We start from the raw sequence: 21,257 nt of genomic DNA on the forward strand, positions 1-21,257 counted from the left end.
GGACGCGGCTCCTTCCATACTTGGAATTGCCAGCAACACGGGGGTTTCCGCTCCCTTCCGAGGTGTCGAATGGACCACAACATCGTGGGCAAGAGCGTCAAGAGGCTGGACGCCGTGGCCAAGGTGACAGGGAAGGCCAAGTACACCGACGACTTCTTCGAGCGCGACATGCTGGTGGGCAAGGTGCTGCGCAGCCCCCACGCCCACGCCGTGGTCAAGTCCGTGGACCTGGCCAGGGCCCGGGCCCTGCCGGGCGTGGTGGCCGTGTTCACCGCCCGGGACCTGCCGAAGATCAAGTTCGCCACCGCCGGGCACCCCTGGTCCCTGGACCCCGGCCACCGGGACGTGGAGGACCGCCTGATCCTCACGGACAAGGCCCGCTTCGTGGGCGACGCCGTGGTCGCGGTGGTGGCCGAGGACCTGCTCACCGCCGAGAAGGCCCTCCATCTCATCGACATCGAATACGAGGTCCTGCCCCACGTCCTCACCGCCGAGGACGCCATGAAGGAGGGCGCGCCCCTCCTCCACGACAACCGCCCCGGCAACATCGTCAGCTCCTTCGGCGTCCAGTTCGGGGACGTGGAGGCCGGGTTCCGGGAGGCCGACCACGTCATCGAGGGCGACTACGAGACCAGCATCGTCCAGCACTGCCACATCGAGTCCATGAGCGCCTTCGCCTTCGTGGACACCGACGGCCGGGTGGTGGTCAACTCCTCCACCCAGATCCCCCACATCGTCCGGCGCATCGTGGCCCAGGCCCTGGGCCTGAAGTGGGGACGGGTCCAGGTCATCAAGCCCTTCATCGGAGGCGGCTTCGGCAACAAGCAGGACGTCGTGGTGGAGCCCCTGACGGCGGCCATGAGCCTGGCCGCGGGCGGGCGTCCCGTGCGCTACTGCATGACGCGCGAGGAGGTCTTCATCGACACCCGCACCCGCCACGCCATGAAGCTGCATATGAAGACCGCCGTCAACTCGGACGGCACCCTCAAGGGCATCCACGTGCAGCTCCTGAGCAACACCGGCGCCTACGCCAGCCACGGCCACTCCATCGCCATGTCGGCGGGCGGGAAGTTCAGGCCCCTCTATGATTTCCCCGCCGTGAAATTCGAGCCGAAGACGGTCTACACCAACCTCCCCGTGGCCGGCGCCATGCGCGGCTACGGCACGCCCCAGATCTTCTTCGCCCTGGAAAGCCACATGGACGACATCGCCCGCCAACTGGGCATGGACCCCATCGAGCTGCGCCGGAAGAACCTCATCAAGCTGGGCCACCAGGATCCCCTCACGAAGAACGTGGTGCGCTCCTTCGGCATCCCCCAGTGCATCGAGAAGGGGATGGAGCTCATCCGGTGGGACGAGAAGAAGAAGGCCCACCTGGACCAGAAGGGCCCGAAGCGCCGCGGCATGGGCATGGCGCTGTTCGCCTACGCCTCGGGCACGCACCCCGTGGCCCTGGAGCTGGCCGGCGCCCGCATCGTCATGAACCAGGACGGTTCCGTCGCCCTGCAGGTGGGGGCCACCGAGATCGGCCAGGGCAGCGACACCGTCTTCGCGCAGATCACCGCCGAGGTGCTGGGGCTGCCCATGGACATGGTCCACGTGGTGACCACCCAGGACACGGACATCACGCCCTTCGATTCCGGAGCCTACGCCTCCCGGCAGACCTTCGTCACCGGCATCGCCGTGCGCAAGGCCGCCCTGGAAGTGCGGGACAAGGTGCTGGAGGTGGCCGCGCGCCGCACGGGCCTGGCCCCCGCCGAGATGGACATCCGGGACTGCCGGATCGTGGAGACGGCCCTGGGCCGCGTGGTCTGCTCCCTGGAGGAGGTGGCCATGGACGCCTACTACGACCGCCTCCTGGCCGCCCCCATCACCAGCGACACCTCCGCCAACGTCCGCATCAACGCCATGTCCTACGGCGCCACCTTCGTTGAGGTGGAGGTGGACATGGAGACCGGCAAGGTGGAGGTCGCCGAGATCTGGAACATCCACGACTCCGGCACGATCATCAACCCCAGGCTCGCCGAGGGCCAGGTGCACGGCGGCGTGAGCATGGCCCTGGGCGCAGCGCTCCTGGAGCAGATGCTCTTCGATCCCCAGACCGGCAAGGCCCTCAACAACAACCTCCTGGACTACAAGCTGCCCACCATCCTGGACACGCCCAGGATCAACGCCGCCTTCGTGGAGACCTTCGACGCCGCGGGCTCCTTCGGCTCCAAGTCCCTGGGCGAGTGCCCCGTCATCTCCCCCGCCCCGGCCGTGCGCAACGCGGTGCTCGACGCCACGGGCGTGGCCTTCCACAAGATCCCCCTCTATCCCCAGGTGGTTTTCGAGAAATTCCGGGAAGCGGGACTGCTGGCCCAGAGGAGCGCCGAACATGTTTGACATCTGCGAACTTCACGAACCCGTGACCCTGGAGGAGGCCAAGGCCGTCTTCGCGGAGAACCCCGGCCTCAAGGTCATCGCCGGCGGCACCGACGTCCTCATCCGCCTCCAGCACGGCAGCCTCGCGGGCGCCGGGCTGCTCAGTCTCAAGAACCTCCACGCCCTGGAGGAGATCGTCATGCTGGGCGACGGGACGATCTCGGTGGGGGCCATGGCGCCCTTCACGAAGATCTTCCAGTCCGAGCTGATCCGCAAGCACGTCCCCGTGCTGGGCGAGGCCTCGGTGTCCATGGGCGGCCCCCAGGTGCGCAACGTGGCCACCATCGGAGGCAACATCTGCAACGGCGCGGTGTCCGCCGACAGCGCCTCGACGCTGTTCGCCCTGGACGCCCTGCTCAAGCTGGAGACCGCCACGGGCGAGCGCATCATCCCCATGGGCGACTTCTACGCCGGTCCCGGCAAGGTGAACCTGCGCCCCGGAGAACTGCTCACCGCCGTCCTGATCCCCCGTGAAGGCTACGAGGGCATGGGCGGACACTACATCAAGTACGCCATGCGCAAGGCCATGGACATCGCCACCCTGGGCGTGGCGGCGGTCTGCAAGGTGCGGGAGAACCGCTTCGTGGACCTGCGCATCGGCCTGGGCGTGGCCGCGCCGGTGCCCATCCGGTGCTTCGAGGCCGAGGCCTACGCCAAGGGGAAGGAGATCACCCTGGAGGTCGTGCAGGAGATCGCCCGCCTCGCGGTGAAGCCCGCCAAGGCGCGAACCTCCTGGCGGGCCTCCAAGGACTACCGGGAGCATCTCATCGAAGTGCTGGCCCAGCGGGCCGTCGCCGAAGCCGTGAAGCGTGGGGGAGGTTGCTGTGCTGACTAAGAATTCCGCGGGAGTGGCCGTGCAGAAGAGGATCTCCCTGACCGTCAACGGCCGGCCCCATCAGATCGAGATCGACATCCGGGAGTCCCTCCTGGACGTCCTGCGGGACCGCCTCCAGTTCACCGGCGTCAAGCAGGGCTGCTCCGTGGGGGAGTGCGGCGCCTGCACCGTGCTCATCGACGGCACCCCCGTCAACTCCTGCATCTACCTCGCCGCCTGGGCCCACGGCAAGGCCATCACCACCATCGAGGGCATCGCCCTGGACGGCCACCTGTCCCCGGTGCAGGAGGCCTTCGTGGAGGAGGGCGCCATCCAGTGCGGGTTCTGCACTCCCGGCCTGGTCCTTTCCACCACCGCCATGGTGGAGAGCGGCAGGCGCTTCACCCACGACGAGGTGCGCCGCGAACTCTCCGGCCACCTGTGCCGGTGCACCGGCTACCAGAAGATCATCGACGCCGCGGAAAGGGCCTTGCGGGAGGCGGAGGCCTGACCATTTACATCCCAACCGCCTGGGTTTGCCTGCTCTAGCGGCGAATGCGGAACCAGAGGTGGGCCACGAAATGGAAAGGCGCCGGCTTCCCCGCGACGGTGACCGGCTTGAATTTCAGGCCGGCACCGTGGGCCAGGGCCGTGGGTCCCAGGAAGGCCAGAGGATAGCCGGGCAGGGGGCGCACCCACAGCACCTCGCCCCGCGTGCCGACGAGGAACTCCACGGCGACGTATCCCGTGATCAGTCGTGCGGCTGCCTCCCGCGGGTACGGCACGTCCGCGGCCTTCTGGGCCAGGTGGGCGGGGGAGCCTGACCAGTCGGGCTCGAGCTCCACCACATCCTGCCTCGGGATCCCGAACGCGGCCTGGAAGGCGGGGGGATCCTCGAGAACGCCCAGGGGAGCCTTTCCCGTTTCGGGAACCGCCTGTACCGCTTTCCTCAACTCCTTGAGCGTCGCCTGCCATGCGGAATGGGCGGGCGCCAGGAAGGCGTCCCAGTCCGGCGCCATGCCGTAGGACAGGAGCCAATTCGCGGCCATCTGATAGACGACGGATTCCGAAGCCGGGCGTTCACGCATCTGGGGCACGAACAGGGTCCACTGGCGGAGGATCCAGTCCCGGTCCTCCTGGCGCAGGTTCTTGGCCAAGATTGCGAACATTCCCCGGCCCAGCACGGGTTTGTCGGCGGAGCGGAGCTGTTGCCGGATGACGGGCAGGACGGGCGCAAGGGCCGGCAGGTTCCCCGTCTCTCCCAGGGAGGGGGAGGGGGGAGGGGCCGGTCGTTGATTCTTCCGGTAGAGCGGAATCATCTGAAGGGTGTAGTCCTCGGCGGCCAGTTCGAGGAAAAGAGGGAAGGGCGCGGGTTCGAAGGCCTTCATGGGCGCGTCGGCCTCCACCAGCCTCGTTGCCGCCCAGCCCTTGAGCGGCTCGGGGCCATTGGAGAGGAGGCCCGCGAGGAAGGTCCGGTGAGGTTCCAGGGCTCCGGCGCCCAGGTTCCCGGACCTGGCCTTGGCGAAGGCCAGGAAGGGGTCCGGCTTCTGCCCAGGTCCGATCCAGGCCTGCACCGCCTCCCCCGGGAGGAGGCGCGCAAACGGGGGCTGGGCAGCCTGGAATGCGGAAGCAAGGGGTTCGCATTCCTCCCCACGCCTCACCCACAGGGGCCTGGCTCCCCGCTCATCCAGCACCACCAGCCCTGGCCGGGACCTGATCTGCAGGCGGTCAAGCATTTCGGCAGCCGCAGGGTCCTCCGGCATGGGAAGCCAGATCGTCAGGGACGCGCGGACCTTGGCCCCTTCGCCGGTGTCCAGGAAGGCAACCACCGCTTCCCGTTGGGCGGCGTCCTTGGCGAAGAAGGCCAGGAGGGGCTTGCGATCACGAAGGGAGGCCTCGGTCGCCTGGCTTCGTTCCACCCAAGGCCCGGTGGAGGCCAAAGGGGCAGGTTGTTCCAGGACAGGCGGCAGAAACAGCATGGGGGTGAACTCCGGGACGACCAGCTGGGGAATGACCCCAGTCTCCACCATGTCGGGGATTGTCGCCACCCACCCCGGCATCGCCGGGAGTATCCTGCAGGGATGCTCCCCCTCATCGCTGGCTGCCTCCTCCTGGCCCCGGCTTCCGTGCCGGACCTCTTCCCCCGGGAGATCCCGCTCCCCGCCGACGCGCGCGTGGTCCTGGCCCAGGACCATTCCCGGGCCCGGGCCGGGAGCCAGTCCATCCTCCTCCAGTTCACCACGTCGCTGGCCACGCCCGCCGTCCTGGACCTCTACCGGGGCTTCTTCCGCGAGAAGGGGAAGGTCCTGGTGGACCTGGGGGCCTCGGGCGTCCCCCTCTGCTCGGGGCAGCTGGGCGGCTACCAGTGCATCGTCTCGGTCATCGGGGACTCCCGGACCGTCAACGTCGTCGTGGAGCCGGAGGGCAAAACCTTCACGGCCTTCCACGAGCGGGAGGCCGCGGCGCGCGGGACCTCGGCGCCCATCGACGCGCGGCCCCCGGACACCTCCCGCTGGCGCCTTTCCGGCGCGCTCTTCCCGGGCGACCACTACCCGGGCGCGCTGGTCATGAGGCGCCGGGACGGCACCCTCCAGGGCCTCGGCCTGGCCCTGGTCCACCCCCGGCCCGCCCTTGACGCCAACGGCAAGCGATACTGCGACAACGACACGCCCCCCAAGGGGCCCGTGCACCTCCGGGACGGCGCGCGCTTCGCGGTTGCGGCCCCGGGCGCGCCCCTGGGGGCCTTCTTCGTCATCGACGCGGCCGGCATCCTCTCCAGCTTCGGCGCCGACAGCGGCGGCCGCCTGGGCCAGGGGATCGGCGACGCCACCTTCCGCTGGTTCGACCCGGCGCCCATCCTGCGCAACGTCCGGCACGTGGTCGCCGAGCGCGCCAACACCGCGGCCATCACGGACCGGAACGAGCTGTACGTGTGGGGCTCCAACCTGTCGGGCCAGGTTCCCGGCCACCCGGACACGTTCGCGCGGTCCCCGGTGAAGGTGATGGAGAACGTGGTGTCCGTGGCCCTGGCCCGGGACGCGGCCTACGCCGTGAAGACCGACGGGAGCCTGTGGGGATGGGGCGAGGCCTGCGAGGACGGCTTCCTCGACGGCGGGGTGCTGCGCCGGCGCAAGGTCCCCTACTTCATCATGGACGGGGTGCGCGCCGTCTTCACCGCCGACATCGGTCCGGTGGCCGTCGTCAAGGCCGACGGCAGCCTCTGGACCTGGGGCGCCAACAACATGGGCCAGTGCGGCCACGGCACCAAGGGCCAGGCCGCCCGGCCCCAGCGCATCGCCCCGGACGTGGAGCGCCTGGCCATGGACGGCCACCACGCCGCGCTCCTGCGCAAGGACGGAAGCGTCTGGACCTGGGGCTGGAACCTGTCCTCCCAGACCGGCTTCCCGAAGGCTGAGGGGGCCGTGACCCGCCCCCGCAAGCTCGCCGAGGGCGCCGTGGACGTGGCCGTCACCAGCGGGGAGACCTACGTGCTCAAGGCGGACGGGTCGCTGTGGGGCTGCGGCCGGAACAGCGGCGGCGTCGCCCTCCAGGGCAGAGGCGAGCTGAGGCAGGCCGGACTGGTGGATACTGGACTGAACATCGATTGAAGGAGGACCCCATGAAATTCGGCATCCTGGCTCTGGCTCTCGCACTCCCCGCGGCATGCGGCCCCCAGGACACGGCCACGGTCCCGGCGCAGGACGCGGCCAGGGCCTGGCTCGCCCTCACCGACGGCGGCCGGTACGCCGAGAGCTGGGACGAGGGCGCGGCCTCCTTGCGCCTCGCCATCCCCAGGGCCTCCTGGGAAGCCGCCCTCCGCCCGGTGCGGGCCCCCCTGGGCCGGACCCTCTCGCGCAAGCTGAAATCCGCCACCGCCACGAAGACCCTGCCCGGCGCCCCCGACGGCGACTACGTGGTGATCCAGTTCGAGACCAGCTTCGAGAACAAGGCGGCCGCCGTGGAGACCATCACCCCCATGAAGGAGAAGGACGGCGCCTGGAGGGTGTCCGGCTACTTCATAAGGTAGCGCTCCGGAACGGCCCCTCCCGGCCGGTGGCCGTGACGGCACCTCCGCCTTGCACGTAATTCGTAATTCATTGAATATTGGCGGTTGTGTCTCAATCGCAGAAGGGGTATCGTCGATCGCCTGGGATCCCAAGGGAATCTGCCCAGCCTCCGGAGGTGCCTGTGTCCCAGGAAGCCAAGACCCTCTCCCCGTGGTGGAGGATCGCCGTCCTGCTGGTGATGATCGCGGGCTTCAGCCTGCTGAGCCTCGTCACCGTCAAGACCTACGCGGGGGCTCCGCCCATTCCGGACCGGGTGGTGGACGCCACGGGACGCGTGCTCTTCACGGGCGACGACATCCGGGCGGGGCAGGGGGTGTTCTTCAAGTACGGCCTCATGGAGCACGGGACGCTGTGGGGCCACGGGGCCTACCTGGGGCCGGACTACTCGGCGGAGTACCTCCACCGCCTTGCCGAGATCGGCCGGGACACCCTGGCCCAGGAGCGTTTCGGGAAGAACTTCGCCGAGGTGCCGCCGGACGCCGCCCCCGGCCTGGGGGAGCGCCTGAAGCTCATGCTGCGCCAGAACCGCTACGACGGGGGAACCCTCGTCTTCACGGCTCCGGAGGCGCGGGCCCACGAGGTCCAGGCCGGGGAATGGCGCGACTACTTCTCGGGCCTGGACCCCGCCCCGGGCCTGCCAGCGGGCTACATCCGGAACGACGCGGAGCTGCGCCGGCTCAACGACTTCTTCGCCTGGGCCGCCTGGGCCACCGTGGCCACCCGGCCCGGCACGGACTACTCCTACACCAACAACTGGCCCTACGAACCCCTGGTGGGCAACCTCCCCACCAGCTCGGCCTACCTGTGGAGCGCCATGAGCCTCGTGACGCTCCTGGGCGGGCTCGGGCTCATCCTCTTCGTCTTCGGGAAGTTCGACTACCTGGGCTGGGGCGGCGGCGCGGGCAGCCACCGCGGGTCGGCCGGGGCGCTCCAGGGCTGGGTCCCCACGTCCAGCCAGAGGGCCCTGGGGCTCTACTTCCTGGTGGTGATGCTGCTCTTCCTGGGGCAGGCCGCCCTGGGCGGCGCCATCGCCCACTACCGGGTGGAGCCCGGCGCCTTCTACGGCTTCGACCTGGCCAAGTACCTGCCCTACACCCTGGCGCGCACCTGGCACCTGCAGCTGGCCATCTTCTGGATCGCCACCTCGTGGGTGGCCGGAGGCCTCTTCCTGGCGCCCCTGGTGGGCGGCGCGGAGCCCCGCGGGCAGAAGACGGGCGTCCTGGTCCTGCTGGCGGCCCTGGCCCTGGTGGTCTTCGGCAGCCTGGGCGGGGAGTACCTGGGCATCAACGACCGGCTGGGAAGCCTCTGGTTCTGGTTCGGCCACCAGGGCAGCGAGTACCTGGACCTGGGGCGCTTCTGGCAGGTGCTGCTGGCGGCGGGACTCATCTTCTGGCTGTGGCTCATGTTCCGGGCCCTGCGGCCCGCCATGGGCCGGGGGAAGGGGGAGCTGCCCAGCCTCTTCCTGGTGGCGGCGGTGGCCATCCCCCTCTTCTACGTGCCGGCGCTCTTCTACGGGCCCCACACCAACTTCGCCGTGATCGACAACTGGCGCTTCTGGATCATCCATCTCTGGGTGGAGGGCTTCTTCGAACTGTTCGCCACCGTCATGGTCGCGGTGATGTTCGTCCAGATGGGCCTCATCAAGGAGCTGGCCGCCACGCGGCTGGTGTACCTCGACGGCATCCTGTACCTGGTCGGGGGCATCGTGGGCACCGGGCACCACTGGTACTTCACCGGCCAGGGCACCCTGAACATGGGCCTCGCGGCATGCTTTTCCGCCCTGGAGGTGGTGCCCCTCACCCTGCTCACCCTGGACGCCTGGGACTTCATCCGGCTCCAGGACACGGTCTGCGACGACTGCGACCTGCCCCTGGGCTCGAAGCACGTGTGGCCCATCCGCTTCCTCATCGCCGTGGGCGTTTGGAACTTCGTGGGGGCCGGAGTCTTCGGGTTCCTCATCAACCTTCCCATCGTCTCCTACTTCGAGGTGGGCACCACCCTCACGCCCAACCACGGCCACGCGGCCATGTTCGGGGTCTTCGGCATGCTGGCCCTGGCGGTGGTGTTCTTCTGCCTGCGCTCCCTGCGCTCGGACCGCGCCTGGGCCCGCGTCGAGGGGCTGATCCGGGTGGGCTTCTGGGGGCTGAACGTGGGCCTGGCCCTCATGATCCTCCTGGACCTGTTCCCCGCAGGCGTGCTGCAGCTGTGGGACTCCCTGGCCAACGGCTACTGGCACGCGCGCAGGCTCACCTACCTCATGTCCGGCACCTTCCACACCCTGGAATGGGTCCGCATCGTCGCGGACATGACCTTCCTGCTGGCGGGCGCGCTGCCCCTGGCCTGGGCCACGCTCAGGCTGGTCCTGGACCGGGAGCCGGCCTCGCCGCGATCGCCTTCACGGCCATGACGATATCCTCGCCCTTCATGGGCTTGTGCAGCACCCAGACCGGGTCGAGCGCCTTGAGCCGGGCCTCCCGCTCCGGATCCCGGCTTGCGGTGAGCACGACCACGGGAAGGGAGGCCGCGTGGCGGCGGATCATGCGGAGCACCTCCATGCCGTCCACATGGGGCATGTTGTAGTCCGTGACCACCAGGTCGGGGAGGAAGGCCCTGGCCTTCTCCAGGACCTCCAGCGCCGAGAGGGGCAGGAAGTCCTCGACCTCGAAGCCGTCCTCCTCGAGGAAGCCGCGCACCACCTTCCGGAAGAAGGAGCTGTCGTCGATCAGCAGCACTTTGGTCATGAGCGAATTCTATATTACTTTCATCCAATGGACGATTCCGCAAAGGCCTGGGAGCATCAGGGGACCATGGACTACCGCACGACCAAAGCCTTCGACCATTTCCTGTCCGGCCTCGGGCAGGAGGCGCGGGCCGAAGCCCTGCGCGCCCTGGCCAGGGAGGTCGAGGACCTGCGGAGTCTGCCCCCGGGCGCCGGGCGGGCCCGGGAGGTCCACCGGCGCGTGGACGCGGCCCAGGCCCGCTTCGCGGCCCTGAAGCCGGAGGTCGTCGCCCAGGTGCGCTGCGGCCGGGGCTGCGCCCACTGCTGCCGGCTGTGGGTGGGCGTCACCCGGGACGAGGCGGAGCTTCTGGCCGCCACCGGCGCCGGGCCCGATCCCTTCCGGCTGGAAGCCCAGCGGCACTGGACCTCCCCGTCGGACTTCATCGGAAGGCCTCGGGAGGAGGCCTCCTGCGTCTTCCTGGGGCCGGACGGCGCCTGCGGCGTCTACCCGGACCGGCCCGCCATCTGCCGGGCCGTCCTCGTGGCCAGCGATCCGGAGTTCTGCCGCGGCGGCGACCTCGCCACCCGCATCACGGCGGTGATCAACCCCTACGCGGAGGTGGTGGTGTCGGCGGCGCTGACCCTGGACGCGGAGGGAGACCCGCCGCCGCCGGCGGGCCGGCATCTGGCCCACGCCCTTGAACGCGGTAGGGGGAGCTCTCCTGCACCACCGCCACCAGGCTCCTGAGGGCCTCGGACTGGGCGTCCCTGCGGTAGGCGAAGAGCAGGTCCAGCGTTGGCGAGGGGTCCAGGTCGATGGGCCGCGTGACCACGCCCTTGGGCGCCACTTCGCCCACGTACTCCGAGAAGAAGCAGAACCCCATCCCCGAGGCCACGGCGTTCATGGAGGTCATCAGGCTCTCGGTGACCAGGCCCTTGGCGAAGGTGACGCCGCCCAGCCGCTCCAGCCGCCCCGTGAGCGCGGCCACCGCGGGGGCGATCTTGTCCGAGATGGACACCAGGGGCATGCGGGTCAGCGCCTCCAGGGGCACCCGCTCCAGCCTGGCCAGCTCACAGGTCTCGGGGATCACCACGACCACCCGCTCCTGGATGTAGATTTCGGCGACGATGTCGTCGCCCTCGATGGGCCCGCGGGTGAAGCCCGCCATGATCTCGCGCCTCTGGAGCGCCAGGACCTGCTCCGGGGCGGTCATGGTGCGCAGCTTGAGGTGGACTTCCGGGGCCTTGCGCATGAGCCGGGGCAGGAGGTTCGAGAGCACGAGCCCCTCGGGCCCCATGATCATGCCCAGGGCCAGGGTGCCCACCTCGTCCCGGGCGGAGGCGCGGGCCTCGGCCAGGGCCTCCTCCACGGCGGCCAGGATGTCCCGGGCCGCCGGAAGGAAGGTGCGTCCCGTAGCCGTCAGGGTGAGCCGGTGCTTCTCGCGCAGGAAAAGCGGGGCTCCGACGATCCCTTCGAGCTGACGGATCTGCTGGCTGAGCGAGGGCTGCGACGTGTGCAACCGCTCGGCGGCCCGGGTCACGTTCAGCTCCTCTGCGACGGCGACGAAGTAGCGGAGAAGGCGGAATTCCATGGTCTGTTCCGGGTGGTGCGTTTTCGGAAGGTAACCGGGCAATTCTACCTCAACCAGCGTGCCGGACATCCAATTATGAGATCCGGGGCGCCTTGAAGAGCCAGCCCGGGAGCTTCACTTCGGCCACGCCGTCCATGACCACCTCACCGGTCTGCTTGGTGATGACGGTCGAGATGCGGGCGATGCTCTTGGGGAGGATCTCGATGATGGAGGCGTTCAGGGTGACGGTGTCGCCGATGAAGACGGGCAGCTTGAAGTTGCAGGTCTGGTTGAGGTACACCGTGCCCACGCCGGGCATGTCCATGCCCAGGACCTTGGAGACGATCCCGAAGAGGATCGCGCCGTGGGCGATGCGCTGGCCGAAGCGGCTGGTGGCGGCGACGGCGTCGTCCACGTGGATGGCGTTGTGGTCGCCGCTGAGGTCGGCGAAGGCGCGCACGAGCCTGTCGTCGATGACCTGGGAGTAGGTGCAGGCCTGGCCCACTTCGAACACGGGGGCGGCGGTGGTGGTTTCCATGATGTCTCTCCTTGGGAAGTGCGGGGGGTTCAACTGCAGCGGAAGGTGATTCCGAACGATGCCCGCGGGTAGGTCCAGCTGGTGACGCCCTTGTCCTTGCATACTACGCGACAGGTGCCGCATTCCAGGCAGCCCGCGTAGTCGAAGGCCACCTGCCCGTCCTTGAGCCGGTAGCAGCGCGCGGGACAGACGGTGACGCAGGGCCGCGGTGCGCACACGGCGCACCGGGCCTTGTCCACGATGATGTGGGGATTGCCCTCGTCCACGTTGAAGCGGTCGAGGCCGAGAAGCTCTTCGGGACTGAGTCGCTTGATGCTCATACGCTGCGATACCCCTTCCAGGCGTCGGCCGCCAGCTGCCTGAACGTGACGTTCTCCTTAACCACGGAAAGGAGCTTCTTCAGCATCGGCGGCGGCACCTTGCCGTCCACGTTGAACATGAAGCCCAGGGCCTGGTTGGCCAGGGCGGGATACTCCCTGAAGATCCGGGAGATGCCGAAGATGCCGTGGAATTCCGCGTAGGCCCGCATGGTGGGCAGGAGCGCGAGCTCCTCCAGTTCCGCCATGTAGGCCGGGCCCGTGGGGGTCCCTTCCTTGAGGATGGCCCGGGCCGCGGCGAGGCCGCTGACGATGGCCAGGTCCATGCCCCGGATCACGAGGCCCGTGTTGATGCCGAACTGGGCCGCGTCGCCGATGACCAGCATCCCCTCGCGGTGGAGCCGCTTGGGGATGCCGTGGTAGCCGATCTCCGGCACCAGGTGCGCGCCGTACTCGACGCTGGCGCCGCCGTCGATGAGAGCGGCGATTCCGGGCTGTTCCTTGAAGTCCTGGAAGATCTCCTGGATCTGGCGGCCGTTGGCGGCGGCCTGCTCCGGGTTGAAGACGATGCCCAGCGAGAGGCTGCCCTTGTTGGTGTAGAGGAACCCGCCTCCGGAGATGCCCTCGGTGCAGCCGATGGCCACCCGGGCCACCCCTTCCCCGTCCGAGACGCCGAACCGGGCGTTGATGACGGAGTCGGGGAGCTCGATGGTCTCCTTGACGCCCACGCCCACGGCGCGGGCCTCCACGTCCGGGAAGAGCCCGGCCTGCTGGGCCAGGAGGGAATTGACGCCGTCGGCGGCGACCACCACGCCCGCGCGCATCTCGTCCTCGCCGACGCGGATGCCCACGATGCGGCCGTTCTCCTCGATGAGGCCGTCCACGCGCATGCCGCTGGCGAACACGGCGCCGGCGCCTTCGGCCTCGGAGGCGAACCACTCGTCCAGGGACGCGCGCACCACGGAATGGGACTGGGGCACGCCCTCGCCCCAGGCGGGGTCGGCGGCGTCGAGGGTGGTGGCGCGCCGGCCCTCCACCAGCATCACCTGCTCGCGCACGATCCGGCGCTGCAGGGGCGCCCGCAGGTACATGCCGGGCTCCAGGAGCTCCAGGGCGTAGGTGTAGAGCCGCCCTCCGCTCACGTTCTTGGCGCCTGCGGAGTCGCCCCGCTCGAGGAGGAGGACGTTCTTCCCCTCCCGGGCCAGGGCGTAGGCGCAGGCCGAACCCGCGGGGCCGGCGCCCGCCACGATCACGTCAAAGGAGTCGTCGGACATGGCTCAGGCCTTGAGGGCCGCTGTCAGCAGCGGCAGCACGGTGTAGAGGTCGCCCACGATGCCGTAGTCCGCGGCCTCGAAGATGGGCGCCCGCTCATCCTTGTTGATGGCGACGATGACCTTGGACTCCCGGCAGCCGACCATGTGCTGCACCTGCCCCGAGAGGCCGGCGGCCACGTAGAGCTCGGGCTTCACGGTCTGGCCGCTGATGCCGATGTAGCGCTCCACGGGGAGCCAGTGCTCGTCCTCGGCGATGCCGCGGGTGCAGGCCAGCTCGGCCTTGAGCGCCGCGGCCAGGTCCACGGCCAGGTCCAGGTCGGCCCGGGCGCCGAAGCCCCGGCCCACCGCCACCAGGCGCGTGGCGGCGCCGATGTCCACGCCCTCGCCGGCCACGGGGGTCGAGGAGAGCACTTCGACCCGGGCATCGGCGGCGACGTCGATCGTCTCCACCGCGGCCGCGGCCCCGGCTGGCGCCGGGGGCAGGAAGGTGCGCTGGGGGACGGTGGCGACGGCGGGAAGCGCCAGGGATTCCTCGCACACCGCCAGGCCCCCGTAGAGGATGCGGGTGGTCTCCAGCCGGCCGCCTTCGGCGCGCAGCGTCTTGGCGTCGGTGGTGAGGCCGGCCTTGAGGGCCGCGGCCACGTGCGCGGCGAGGTGCTTGCCGCGCAGGGTGCCGCCCACCAGGACGACGCCGGCCTGGGCCACCAGGGAGGCCACGGCCGGAGCCAGGGCCTCGGGGGTGCCGGCGCCCTTGAGGACGATGACGCGGTCGGCGCCGAGCCCGGCGAGCGCCTGCGCCTCGGCCGGGGACTGGGTGAGGGCCACGAGGGGCTGCCCCAGGGCCGCCTTCAGCTCCAGGCCGGGCGTCAGCAGCTGCCGCGCCAGCGCGGGATCTTCCGAGAAAACGAAAATTCCTGCCATGGGGGGCTCCTTACAGGCCTTCGGCTTTGAGGCTGGCGACGAGCTGGGCGACGTTGGCCGCCGCGTCGCTCTCTTTGTAGACGATGTTCCGGCGGTTCATCAGGAAGCCCTTGGGGGTCCTGCGCACGGCCCGGGGCGCCAGGTCCTCGGGGGCGAGGCCGAGGCTGGACATGGGCAGCTCCTCGCTGGGCTTCTTCGAGGCTCCCAGCACCTGTTTGAGGGAGGGGATGCGCGGCTTGTTCATCTCGCCCAGCACGCTCACCACCGCGGGGCCGGCGACCCGGACCTCCTCGGTGCAGTCGGGGAGCTTGCGGGTGGCCGTGAGCACCCCGTCCGCCCAGGTCATCTTCTGGACGAAGGTGACGCAGGGCAGGCCGAGCAGGGCCGCGAGGCGGGCCGGGGTCTGCTGGAAGAACATGTCGGAGCTGCCCTCGCCGCAGAGGATCAGGTCGTAGGGCCCGGTCCTGCGGATGGCGGCGGCCAGGACGTTGGCGACCACGAAGGCGTCGGCGCCTTCGGCCGAGGCGTCCCCGATCCAGTTGAGCTTGTTGGGCCCGCGGGAGAGGACGTCCTTCACGGACAGCTTGAGGGCCTGGGTGCCGTAGGACAGGGCGTCCACGTTGCCCCCCTGGGCCTCCACCAGGAGGCTGGCGGCCTCGATGGCGTTGCGGTCGAAGTCGCTGATCTTGCCCTTGGCGCGGGAGGTGTCGAGGCTGAGGTCGTCGGGCCGGACCTTGATGTCCTGCTCGTCGAGGACCCACTTGTAGCAGACGAGAATGTTCGGCATGGCGTTGTCCTCAGGCCAGCAGGGCTGCGGCGATGGTCCCGTCGGGGAACTGGGCGGGGGCTTCCAGCAGGGTGGTGCCGGCGATGTCGCGGAAGAGGCGGGGCAGGGGCATGAACTCGGAGTACCCGAAGCCGCCTTCCACCTGGACGGTGTCGATCAGGAACCTGTTGCCGAAGCGCGCCAGGAAGGCCTTGACCATGGCGGCCTCGACCAGGAAGGGCTCGCCGGACTCGATGAGCCCGGCGGCGACCCGCAGGCCCAGGCGGGCCAGGTGGCAATCGGTGGCGGTCTCGGCCAGGAGGGTCTGGATGGCCTGGAGGGCCGCGATGGGCCGGCCGAACTGGACGCGGGTCTTGGCGTAGGCGGCGGCGTGCTCGACGGCGGCCTGGCCGATGCCCACGGTCTGGGCGGCCTCGGCCACGGAGGCCACGGCCAGCGTCTCTTCGACCAGGACCTTGCCGTCGCTGAGCTTGCCCAGCAGGTCGGCGTCCTGGAGGATGACGTTGTCGAAGATCAGGTCGGCCACGGGGCAGCCCTTCAGGCCCATGGTCTCGGCCGGGACGCCCACGGCCAGGCCGGAGACGCCGGCGGGGACGATGAACGCGGCCAGGCCCTTGGCTCCCGCGGCGGGATCGACGCAGGCCACGACCACGTGGACCTTGGCCACGCCCGCGTTGCGCACGAAGGCCTTGGTGCCCTTGAGCACCCATCCCTCGGGCTGGCGCGTGGCCATGAGGGCGTCGGGGCCCACGCCGGGGGTGGGGCCGTGCTCGTAGACGGCGAAGGCGCCCAGGGTCTCGCCCGAGGCCAGGGCGGGGAGGTAGGCGCGCTTCTGCGCGGCGTCGCCCCAGCGGTTGATGGCGTAGGCGGCCACCGCGTGGTTCACGAGGATGGAGGCCGTGGCCGCGCTGGTGCGCGACAGGGTCTCCACCACCTCCACGAAGCTCACGAAGCCGGCTTCGGCGCCGCCGTGCTCCCCCGGGAGGAAGAGGCCCAGGAAGTCATGGGCGGCCAGCTGCTTCACCGCGTCCGCGGGGAAGGCGCCGGTGTGGTCCATGTCGACGACGATGGGCTCGAGGTACTCCTTGGCGAACTCGCGGGCGCTCTGCCCGATCAGCTGCTGTTCTTCGGTCAGTTGGATGCTCATCAGTTGCCACCTTTCTGGGCCGCGGCGGGTTTGGGGGGCGTCAGGACGGCGCGGGAGATCACGAGGCGCTGGATCTGGTTCGTCCCTTCGTAGATCTGCATGATCTTGGCGTCGCGCATGAGCTTGGCGATCCCGGAGGTGTAGCCGTAGGCGCCCATGAGCTGCACGGCCTGGGCCGAGATGCGCATGGCCTTGTCCGCGCAGGAGGTCTTGGTCATGGCGGACTCCACGGAGAAGGGAAGGCCGGCGTCGCGCAGGTTCATGGTGTGGTGAAGCAGCTCGCGGGCCTCCTCGATCTCGATGCGCATGTCGGCCAGCTTGAACTGCAGGGTCTGGCCGGGCTGGACCTTGGGGTCGGGGAACTTCGCCTGCAGGTGCTTGACGCACTCGTCCAGGGTGCGCTGGGCGATGCCCAGGGCCAGGGCGGCGATGGCGGGACGGGCCAGGTCCAGGGTCTTCATGGCCACCTTCATGCCTTCGCCTTCCGCGCCCAGGAGGTTGGCGGCGGGGATGCGCACGTCCTTGAAGAGGAGCTCGACCGTGTTGGAGGAGCGGATGCCCAGCTTGTGGTCCACGGTGCCGATGGTGAAGCCCGGCAGGCCCTTCTCCACGATGAAGGCGGAGAGGCCCTTCATGCCCTTGGCGGGGTCGGTGAGGGCGTAGATCACGAACACGGTGGCGTAGCCGCCGTTGGTGATCCAGCACTTGCTGCCGTTGAGGACGTAGCTGTCGCCGTCCTTGATGGCGGTGGTCTTGCCGTTGCCGGCGTCGGAGCCGGCATTGGGCTCGGTGAGGCCGAAGGAGCCGATCTCGCCGCGCACCATGGGGTCGAAGAACCGCTTCTTCTGCTCCTCGTTGCCGGCCACCAGGACCGAGTCCATGGCCAGGACGCTGGCGGCGAGCGTGGTGCCCATGCCAGCGCAGCCGTAGCCCCAGGCTTCCAGGATCAGGGCCTGGGTATGGGCGTCGTAGTCCAGGCCGCCGAACGCCTTCGGCACGGCCATTGCGAAGATCTTGCTGTCGCGGGCCGACTCCAGGAGGTACGGGTGGAACTCGCCGGTCTTGTCGTACCTGGCGGCGTTGGGGATGATCTCCCTGGCGACGAAGGCTTTCGTCTCCTCGAGGATCTGGCGTTTCTCAGGGGTGAGGATGCTCATTCTGGATCCACCTTTCCTTTATGCGAAGGCCGGTTCCGGCCGGGTTTCGAGGTGCGCGCGCAGTCCGCCCCACGTTGCGTGGAAGAGCTCGGCTGGCATCAGCTTGAGATTGGGTGATACGTCGGGAGTGAAGTCCATCTGGCCGAGGATGTCCCGCTCCAGGTCCGCGCCCGGGGCGATCTCCGTGAGGGTGAGCACACCGCCCACCAGTTCGAAGACGGCGCGCTCGGAGACGTAGAGCACGGACTGGCCGGTCGCGGCCGCGTAGGCGCCGCTGAACGTCACCTGCTCCACGTCGCGCACGAACTTCCGGCTGCGGCCCTCCCGGTGGATCACGAGGCGGCCCGCGTCGACGCCCACCTCCAGGCCCCCGGCGGTGAAGCTGCTGCAGAAGACCACCTTCCGGGTCGCCTGGGAGATGTTGATGAACCCGCCGCAGCCCACGCAGCGCCCGCTGAACTTGCTGACGTTCACGTTGCCGTGGCGGTCCACTTCGCCTGCGCCCAGGAAGGCCTGGTCCAGGCCGCCGCCGTCGTACCAGTCGAACATCGCCTGGTGCTCGATGAAGACGTCGGCGTTGAAGGACATGGCGAAGTTCCGGCCGCCGGCGGGAACCCCGCCGATGGCGCCGAGCTCCGTGGTGAGGGTGAGCAGGTCGGAGGCGCCCTCCTGGGCGGCGACGATGGCCACGCCGTCGGGAACGCCGATGCCCAGGTTCACGACGGAGCCGGGAGTCAGCTCCATGGCCGCGCGGCGGGCGATGACGAGCCGCTCGTCCGGGGGCAGCTCGGGGATGGCGTCCAGGGGGATCCGCTGGTCGCCGGAGAAGGCGGGGTTCCTGTAGGTGCCCGCGGACTGCCAGTGGTGCTCGGGTTGGGCCACCACGAGGTGGTCCACCAGCACCCCCGGCACGCGCACGCTCTTGGGGTGCAGGGTGCCCCGGGGCACCACCCGCTCCACCTGGGCGATCACGATGCCGCCGCTGTTGCGGGCGGCCTGGGCCAGGGGCAGGGCCTCCATGAGGACGCCCTCGTCCTCCATGGTGAGGTTGCCGTCCTCGTCGGCGGTGGACGCGCGGATGATCGCCACGTCCACGGGGATGGAGGGGTAGAGCAGCCACTCCTCCCCCTCGAACCGGATGACCTTCACCCGGTCCCGGGTGGTGGCCTTGTTCATCTTCCCGCCCTCCAGGCGGGGATCCACGAACGTGCCCAGGCCGATCTTCGACACGACCCCCGGGTGGTGGGCGGCGACCTCCCGCCACAGCTGGCAGAGCACGCCCTGGGGCAGGCAGTGGCCCTCCATCTCGCCGTCGATGATCATGCGGGCCATGTCCGGGGAGAGGCCCGTGTGGCCCCCGATCCAGCGCCCGATGAGGCCCTTGTGGGCGAAGTGGTTCGTGCCCTTGTCCTTCCAGTTCCCGATGCCCGTCGAGTGGACCAGGGTGAGGTCCGCGGGGTGGCCGGAGGCCAGGAAGCTCGCCTCGATGCCCAGGGCCACCGCTTCGGGCCACCCCGACAGGGTGATCGCGCTGGCGCCCAGGGTCGCGCCATCGCGGATGAGCGCCGCCACTTGATCTGCCTGGATGACCTTGGTCATGGGATGGGTTCCTCGGGTCGGGTTTCGGGACAGGCCCCCGGCGGGCCCTTCACCGCCGGGAATCCCGGTCGCCGTAGGCCCTGAAGGGTGGGGCGGTGAGAAGCGGAGAAGTGAATCGGTTCTCACGGACTGCATGTTGAAGTTATATCCTGACCAATAGGTCCTCAAATACTTTGTTTCCATGAAACCAGACACAAAACGTCTAAGACGTGCAACGTCTTATTTCAGTGCCGGGAGAACCACCCCGACCAGGGAAAGATCGGGCAGAATCCTTCCATGAACCTGCTGGCCGTTTCCGGAAGTCTCCGGGACCAATCGAGCAACACGCGCCTGCTGCGGGCCCTGGCCCTCCTGGCGCCGCCGGGCGTATCGCTGGCCTTTTGCCCGCCCCTGGACGGGCTCCCCTACTTCAACCCGGACGTGGAGGAGGCCGGCCTCCCCCCCGCCGTCCAGGCCTGGCGCGACCGTGTCGGCGCATGCGACGCGGTCGTCATCTGCAGCCCCGAATATGCCCACGGCGTCTCGGGGATGATGAAGAACGCCCTGGACTGGCTCGTGGGCGGGATCGAACTGACCGGCAAGCCCGTGGCCGCGGTGAACGCCCGCCCCGAGGCCACCCTGGCCCACGCCGCCCTGGCGGAGACCCTGCGGATCATGGGCGCCAACGTGATCCAGGCCGCGGTTCCCCTGACGGGCCGGAACCTGGACGCCGAGGGCATCGCCGCGGACCCCGAGCTTGCGGCGGCGCTGCGCCGAATCCTGTCCTCCCTGGCTGAGGCGCTGCGGTAGACTCCTTCTCCAACCCGAGGCCACCCATGGGCACCCTGTCGATCCAGAACGCCACGCGGAAACTTGCGAAATCGGTCGACTGGATCCGCAGGGACGGCCAGGAGTGGTCCTTCGTGGGCCTTTCCCTCGAATTCGAGGAGGCCGCGGTGCAGCGCCAGGTGGACGGGTTCTTCACGGACGAGAAGCTGTACCTGGTCTTCGGCGGGCGCGACTATGCCGAGGTGCCCCGGGCGCAGGCCGCGCACCTGGTGAAGGAGCTGCTGATGGTGCGGGAGGTCTCCCTCTGGGATACGGGCCTCCGGCGCACCCTCCAGTTCAACCGCATGGGCCTGTGCAAGGCGGGAACCGTCCGGTCATAGGGTCCGGGATTCCGGTTCCGGATGGAGCCTGAATTCGTAATGGACGAGGAACGTGGCCGGCACGGGCCTGCCCGCGCGGGTGGCGGGGGCGAAGCGGCATTCCGAGGCGGCCTCGAGGGCGGCCTTCTCCAGGATCCGGTTGGCCCCGGACGTGGTAAGCACGGTGGGGACGCCTTCCGGGCCCACCGTCAGCGTCACGTCCACGGGGCCCTGCAGTCCGGCCTTCCTGGCGAGGGCCGGGTAGTCGGGCTTGGGCAGCAGCAGGGCCTGGAGGGGCGTGGCCTTCGGGACCGCCTTGGCTGCGGGTTCGGGCGGCGGGGTGGCGACCCCTTCGATCCGCATGGGGCCGGCGCCGGCCCGCGGCCCGGGGGGCACCGCCCTGAAGGTGGGAACGGGTTCCATGGCCGCAGGCGTCCCGGTGGGAGCCACGGCGTCCGGGCGATCGTCATGGGGGATGGCCTGCCTCACCGGCAGCATCCCCAGGATGCCCACGCCGATGCCTCCGAGGAAGCCGCAGAACACGGCGGTCGTGAGGCTCCAGGCATGGGGCTGCCTGGAATCCGGCGTCGGGGAAGGGTTGCCTGCCTTGGATCGGTCGGGGGTCTCGCTGGGAAGGTTCGTCATGGCGACCTCCAGGAATGGAGGGAACAGGTGCGCATCCACCTTGGGAATGCCGGCCCCGGTTCCCTGGGGTTTGAGACACGACGAACGATAGCCCGCCCGGGGCCGCTGGCAAGGCCGCGGGGCGGAAATTAACCTTGCGATGACAAACCC

Annotated in this window: 20 protein-coding genes and 1 pseudogene; 9 read left to right on the top strand and 12 right to left on the bottom strand. The window is 69.5% G+C overall.

Features of this window, described 5'->3' with window-relative positions; genetic code table 11:
* The first annotated feature begins 69 nt into the window (after window positions 1-69).
* From xdhA to xdhC, 3 genes are read left to right on the top strand one after another with little or no spacing between them, the layout of a single operon-like run.
* Window positions 70-2,385 carry a xanthine dehydrogenase molybdenum-binding subunit XdhA gene (gene xdhA / locus ACZ5MC_RS10235; protein ID WP_464517680.1) on the top strand — a complete coding sequence of 772 codons (2,316 nt, stop codon included), beginning with the start codon at window positions 70-72 and terminating at the stop codon, window positions 2,383-2,385.
* Window positions 2,378-3,259 (top strand): xanthine dehydrogenase FAD-binding subunit XdhB, encoded by an 882-nt coding sequence (xdhB, locus tag ACZ5MC_RS10240; protein ID WP_306600239.1) that lies wholly within the window; start codon window positions 2,378-2,380, stop codon window positions 3,257-3,259. Before xdhA ends, xdhB begins: the two co-directional genes overlap by 8 nt.
* A 13-nt stretch (window positions 3,260-3,272) precedes the next feature.
* Window positions 3,273-3,749 carry a xanthine dehydrogenase subunit XdhC gene (gene xdhC / locus ACZ5MC_RS10245; RefSeq protein ID WP_373432557.1) on the top strand — a complete coding sequence of 159 codons (477 nt, stop codon included), beginning with the start codon at window positions 3,273-3,275 and terminating at the stop codon, window positions 3,747-3,749.
* 34 nt (window positions 3,750-3,783) lie between these two features.
* Here the strand turns inward: xdhC and ACZ5MC_RS10250 are convergent, their stop codons facing one another.
* Window positions 3,784-5,157 carry an energy transducer TonB gene (locus ACZ5MC_RS10250; protein WP_464517681.1) on the bottom strand — a complete coding sequence of 458 codons (1,374 nt, stop codon included), beginning with the start codon at window positions 5,155-5,157 and terminating at the stop codon, window positions 3,784-3,786.
* Between the two features lie 162 nt (window positions 5,158-5,319).
* On the opposite strand from ACZ5MC_RS10250, the gene ACZ5MC_RS10255 reads away from it, so the two are divergent.
* The 3 genes from ACZ5MC_RS10255 to ACZ5MC_RS10265 all read left to right on the top strand — a co-directional run bounded on the left by ACZ5MC_RS10255 (window position 5,320) and on the right by ACZ5MC_RS10265 (window position 9,712).
* The gene (locus tag ACZ5MC_RS10255) at window positions 5,320-6,846 is read left to right on the top strand and encodes an RCC1 domain-containing protein (protein ID WP_306600242.1); all 1,527 of its coding nucleotides are present in this window, start codon (window positions 5,320-5,322) and stop codon (window positions 6,844-6,846) included.
* A gap of 11 nt (window positions 6,847-6,857) precedes the next feature.
* Window positions 6,858-7,265, top strand: coding sequence for a DUF4019 domain-containing protein (locus ACZ5MC_RS10260; RefSeq protein ID WP_306600243.1), 408 nt, complete (start codon window positions 6,858-6,860; stop codon window positions 7,263-7,265).
* A 161-nt stretch (window positions 7,266-7,426) separates the two neighbouring features.
* A complete protein-coding gene (locus ACZ5MC_RS10265) occupies window positions 7,427-9,712 on the top strand; it encodes a nitric-oxide reductase large subunit (protein ID WP_306600244.1) in 2,286 nt (761 codons plus the stop codon).
* Here ACZ5MC_RS10265 and ACZ5MC_RS10270 read toward each other — a convergent pair.
* Entirely contained in the window at window positions 9,657-10,046 is a 390-nt protein-coding gene (locus ACZ5MC_RS10270) for a response regulator (protein ID WP_306600245.1), read from the bottom strand. The genes ACZ5MC_RS10265 and ACZ5MC_RS10270 overlap by 56 nt on opposite strands.
* A gap of 66 nt (window positions 10,047-10,112) precedes the next feature.
* Between ACZ5MC_RS10270 and ACZ5MC_RS10275 the strand changes: the two genes are divergently transcribed.
* Window positions 10,113-10,772, top strand: coding sequence for a YkgJ family cysteine cluster protein (locus tag ACZ5MC_RS10275; RefSeq protein ID WP_464517682.1), 660 nt, complete (start codon window positions 10,113-10,115; stop codon window positions 10,770-10,772).
* A gap of 28 nt (window positions 10,773-10,800) precedes the next feature.
* Here the strand turns inward: ACZ5MC_RS10275 and ACZ5MC_RS10280 are convergent.
* The 9 genes and pseudogenes from ACZ5MC_RS10280 to ACZ5MC_RS10320 all read right to left on the bottom strand — a co-directional run.
* Window positions 10,801-11,685, bottom strand: a pseudogene (locus ACZ5MC_RS10280) (LysR substrate-binding domain-containing protein); the annotation flags it as partial.
* Window positions 11,686-11,689: 4 nt separating this feature from the next.
* On the bottom strand, window positions 11,690-12,133 hold the full coding sequence (locus tag ACZ5MC_RS10285) for a MaoC family dehydratase (protein WP_306600247.1): 444 nt from the start codon (window positions 12,131-12,133) through the stop codon (window positions 11,690-11,692).
* Between the two features lie 29 nt (window positions 12,134-12,162).
* Window positions 12,163-12,453 carry a ferredoxin family protein gene (locus ACZ5MC_RS10290; protein WP_464517683.1) on the bottom strand — a complete coding sequence of 97 codons (291 nt, stop codon included), beginning with the start codon at window positions 12,451-12,453 and terminating at the stop codon, window positions 12,163-12,165.
* Window positions 12,450-13,724 (bottom strand): FAD-dependent oxidoreductase, encoded by a 1,275-nt coding sequence (locus tag ACZ5MC_RS10295; RefSeq protein ID WP_464517684.1) that lies wholly within the window; start codon window positions 13,722-13,724, stop codon window positions 12,450-12,452. The genes ACZ5MC_RS10290 and ACZ5MC_RS10295 overlap by 4 nt, the downstream gene beginning before the upstream one ends.
* A 3-nt stretch (window positions 13,725-13,727) precedes the next feature.
* Window positions 13,728-14,645, bottom strand: a complete 918-nt coding sequence (locus tag ACZ5MC_RS10300) for an electron transfer flavoprotein subunit alpha/FixB family protein (RefSeq protein ID WP_464517685.1) — start codon at window positions 14,643-14,645, stop codon at window positions 13,728-13,730.
* A gap of 10 nt (window positions 14,646-14,655) precedes the next feature.
* Window positions 14,656-15,432, bottom strand: coding sequence for an electron transfer flavoprotein subunit beta/FixA family protein (locus tag ACZ5MC_RS10305; RefSeq protein ID WP_306600251.1), 777 nt, complete (start codon window positions 15,430-15,432; stop codon window positions 14,656-14,658).
* Between the two features lie 10 nt (window positions 15,433-15,442).
* On the bottom strand, window positions 15,443-16,579 hold the full coding sequence (locus ACZ5MC_RS10310) for an acyl-CoA dehydrogenase family protein (RefSeq protein ID WP_464517686.1): 1,137 nt from the start codon (window positions 16,577-16,579) through the stop codon (window positions 15,443-15,445).
* Window positions 16,579-17,736 (bottom strand): acyl-CoA dehydrogenase family protein, encoded by a 1,158-nt coding sequence (locus ACZ5MC_RS10315; RefSeq protein WP_306600253.1) that lies wholly within the window; start codon window positions 17,734-17,736, stop codon window positions 16,579-16,581. Before ACZ5MC_RS10315 ends, ACZ5MC_RS10310 begins: the two co-directional genes overlap by 1 nt.
* 18 nt (window positions 17,737-17,754) lie before the next feature.
* A complete protein-coding gene (locus ACZ5MC_RS10320) occupies window positions 17,755-19,335 on the bottom strand; it encodes an acyl CoA:acetate/3-ketoacid CoA transferase (RefSeq protein WP_464517687.1) in 1,581 nt (526 codons plus the stop codon).
* A 276-nt stretch (window positions 19,336-19,611) separates the two neighbouring features.
* Between ACZ5MC_RS10320 and ACZ5MC_RS10325 the strand changes: the two genes are divergently transcribed.
* Together ACZ5MC_RS10325 and ACZ5MC_RS10330 are read left to right on the top strand one after the other, a co-directional pair.
* Complete coding sequence (locus ACZ5MC_RS10325; protein WP_464517688.1) at window positions 19,612-20,124, top strand: NADPH-dependent FMN reductase; 513 nt, start codon at window positions 19,612-19,614, stop codon at window positions 20,122-20,124.
* A 26-nt stretch (window positions 20,125-20,150) separates the two neighbouring features.
* On the top strand, window positions 20,151-20,483 hold the full coding sequence (locus tag ACZ5MC_RS10330) for a hypothetical protein (RefSeq protein ID WP_306600256.1): 333 nt from the start codon (window positions 20,151-20,153) through the stop codon (window positions 20,481-20,483).
* Here ACZ5MC_RS10330 and ACZ5MC_RS10335 read toward each other — a convergent pair.
* The gene (locus ACZ5MC_RS10335; protein ID WP_464517689.1) at window positions 20,478-21,107 is read right to left on the bottom strand and encodes an energy transducer TonB; all 630 of its coding nucleotides are present in this window, start codon (window positions 21,105-21,107) and stop codon (window positions 20,478-20,480) included. The two genes, ACZ5MC_RS10330 and ACZ5MC_RS10335, sit on opposite strands and share 6 nt — an antisense overlap.
* Between the last annotated feature and the right edge of the window lie 150 nt (window positions 21,108-21,257).

The organism is Mesoterricola sp. JemC181, from assembly GCF_055384585.1.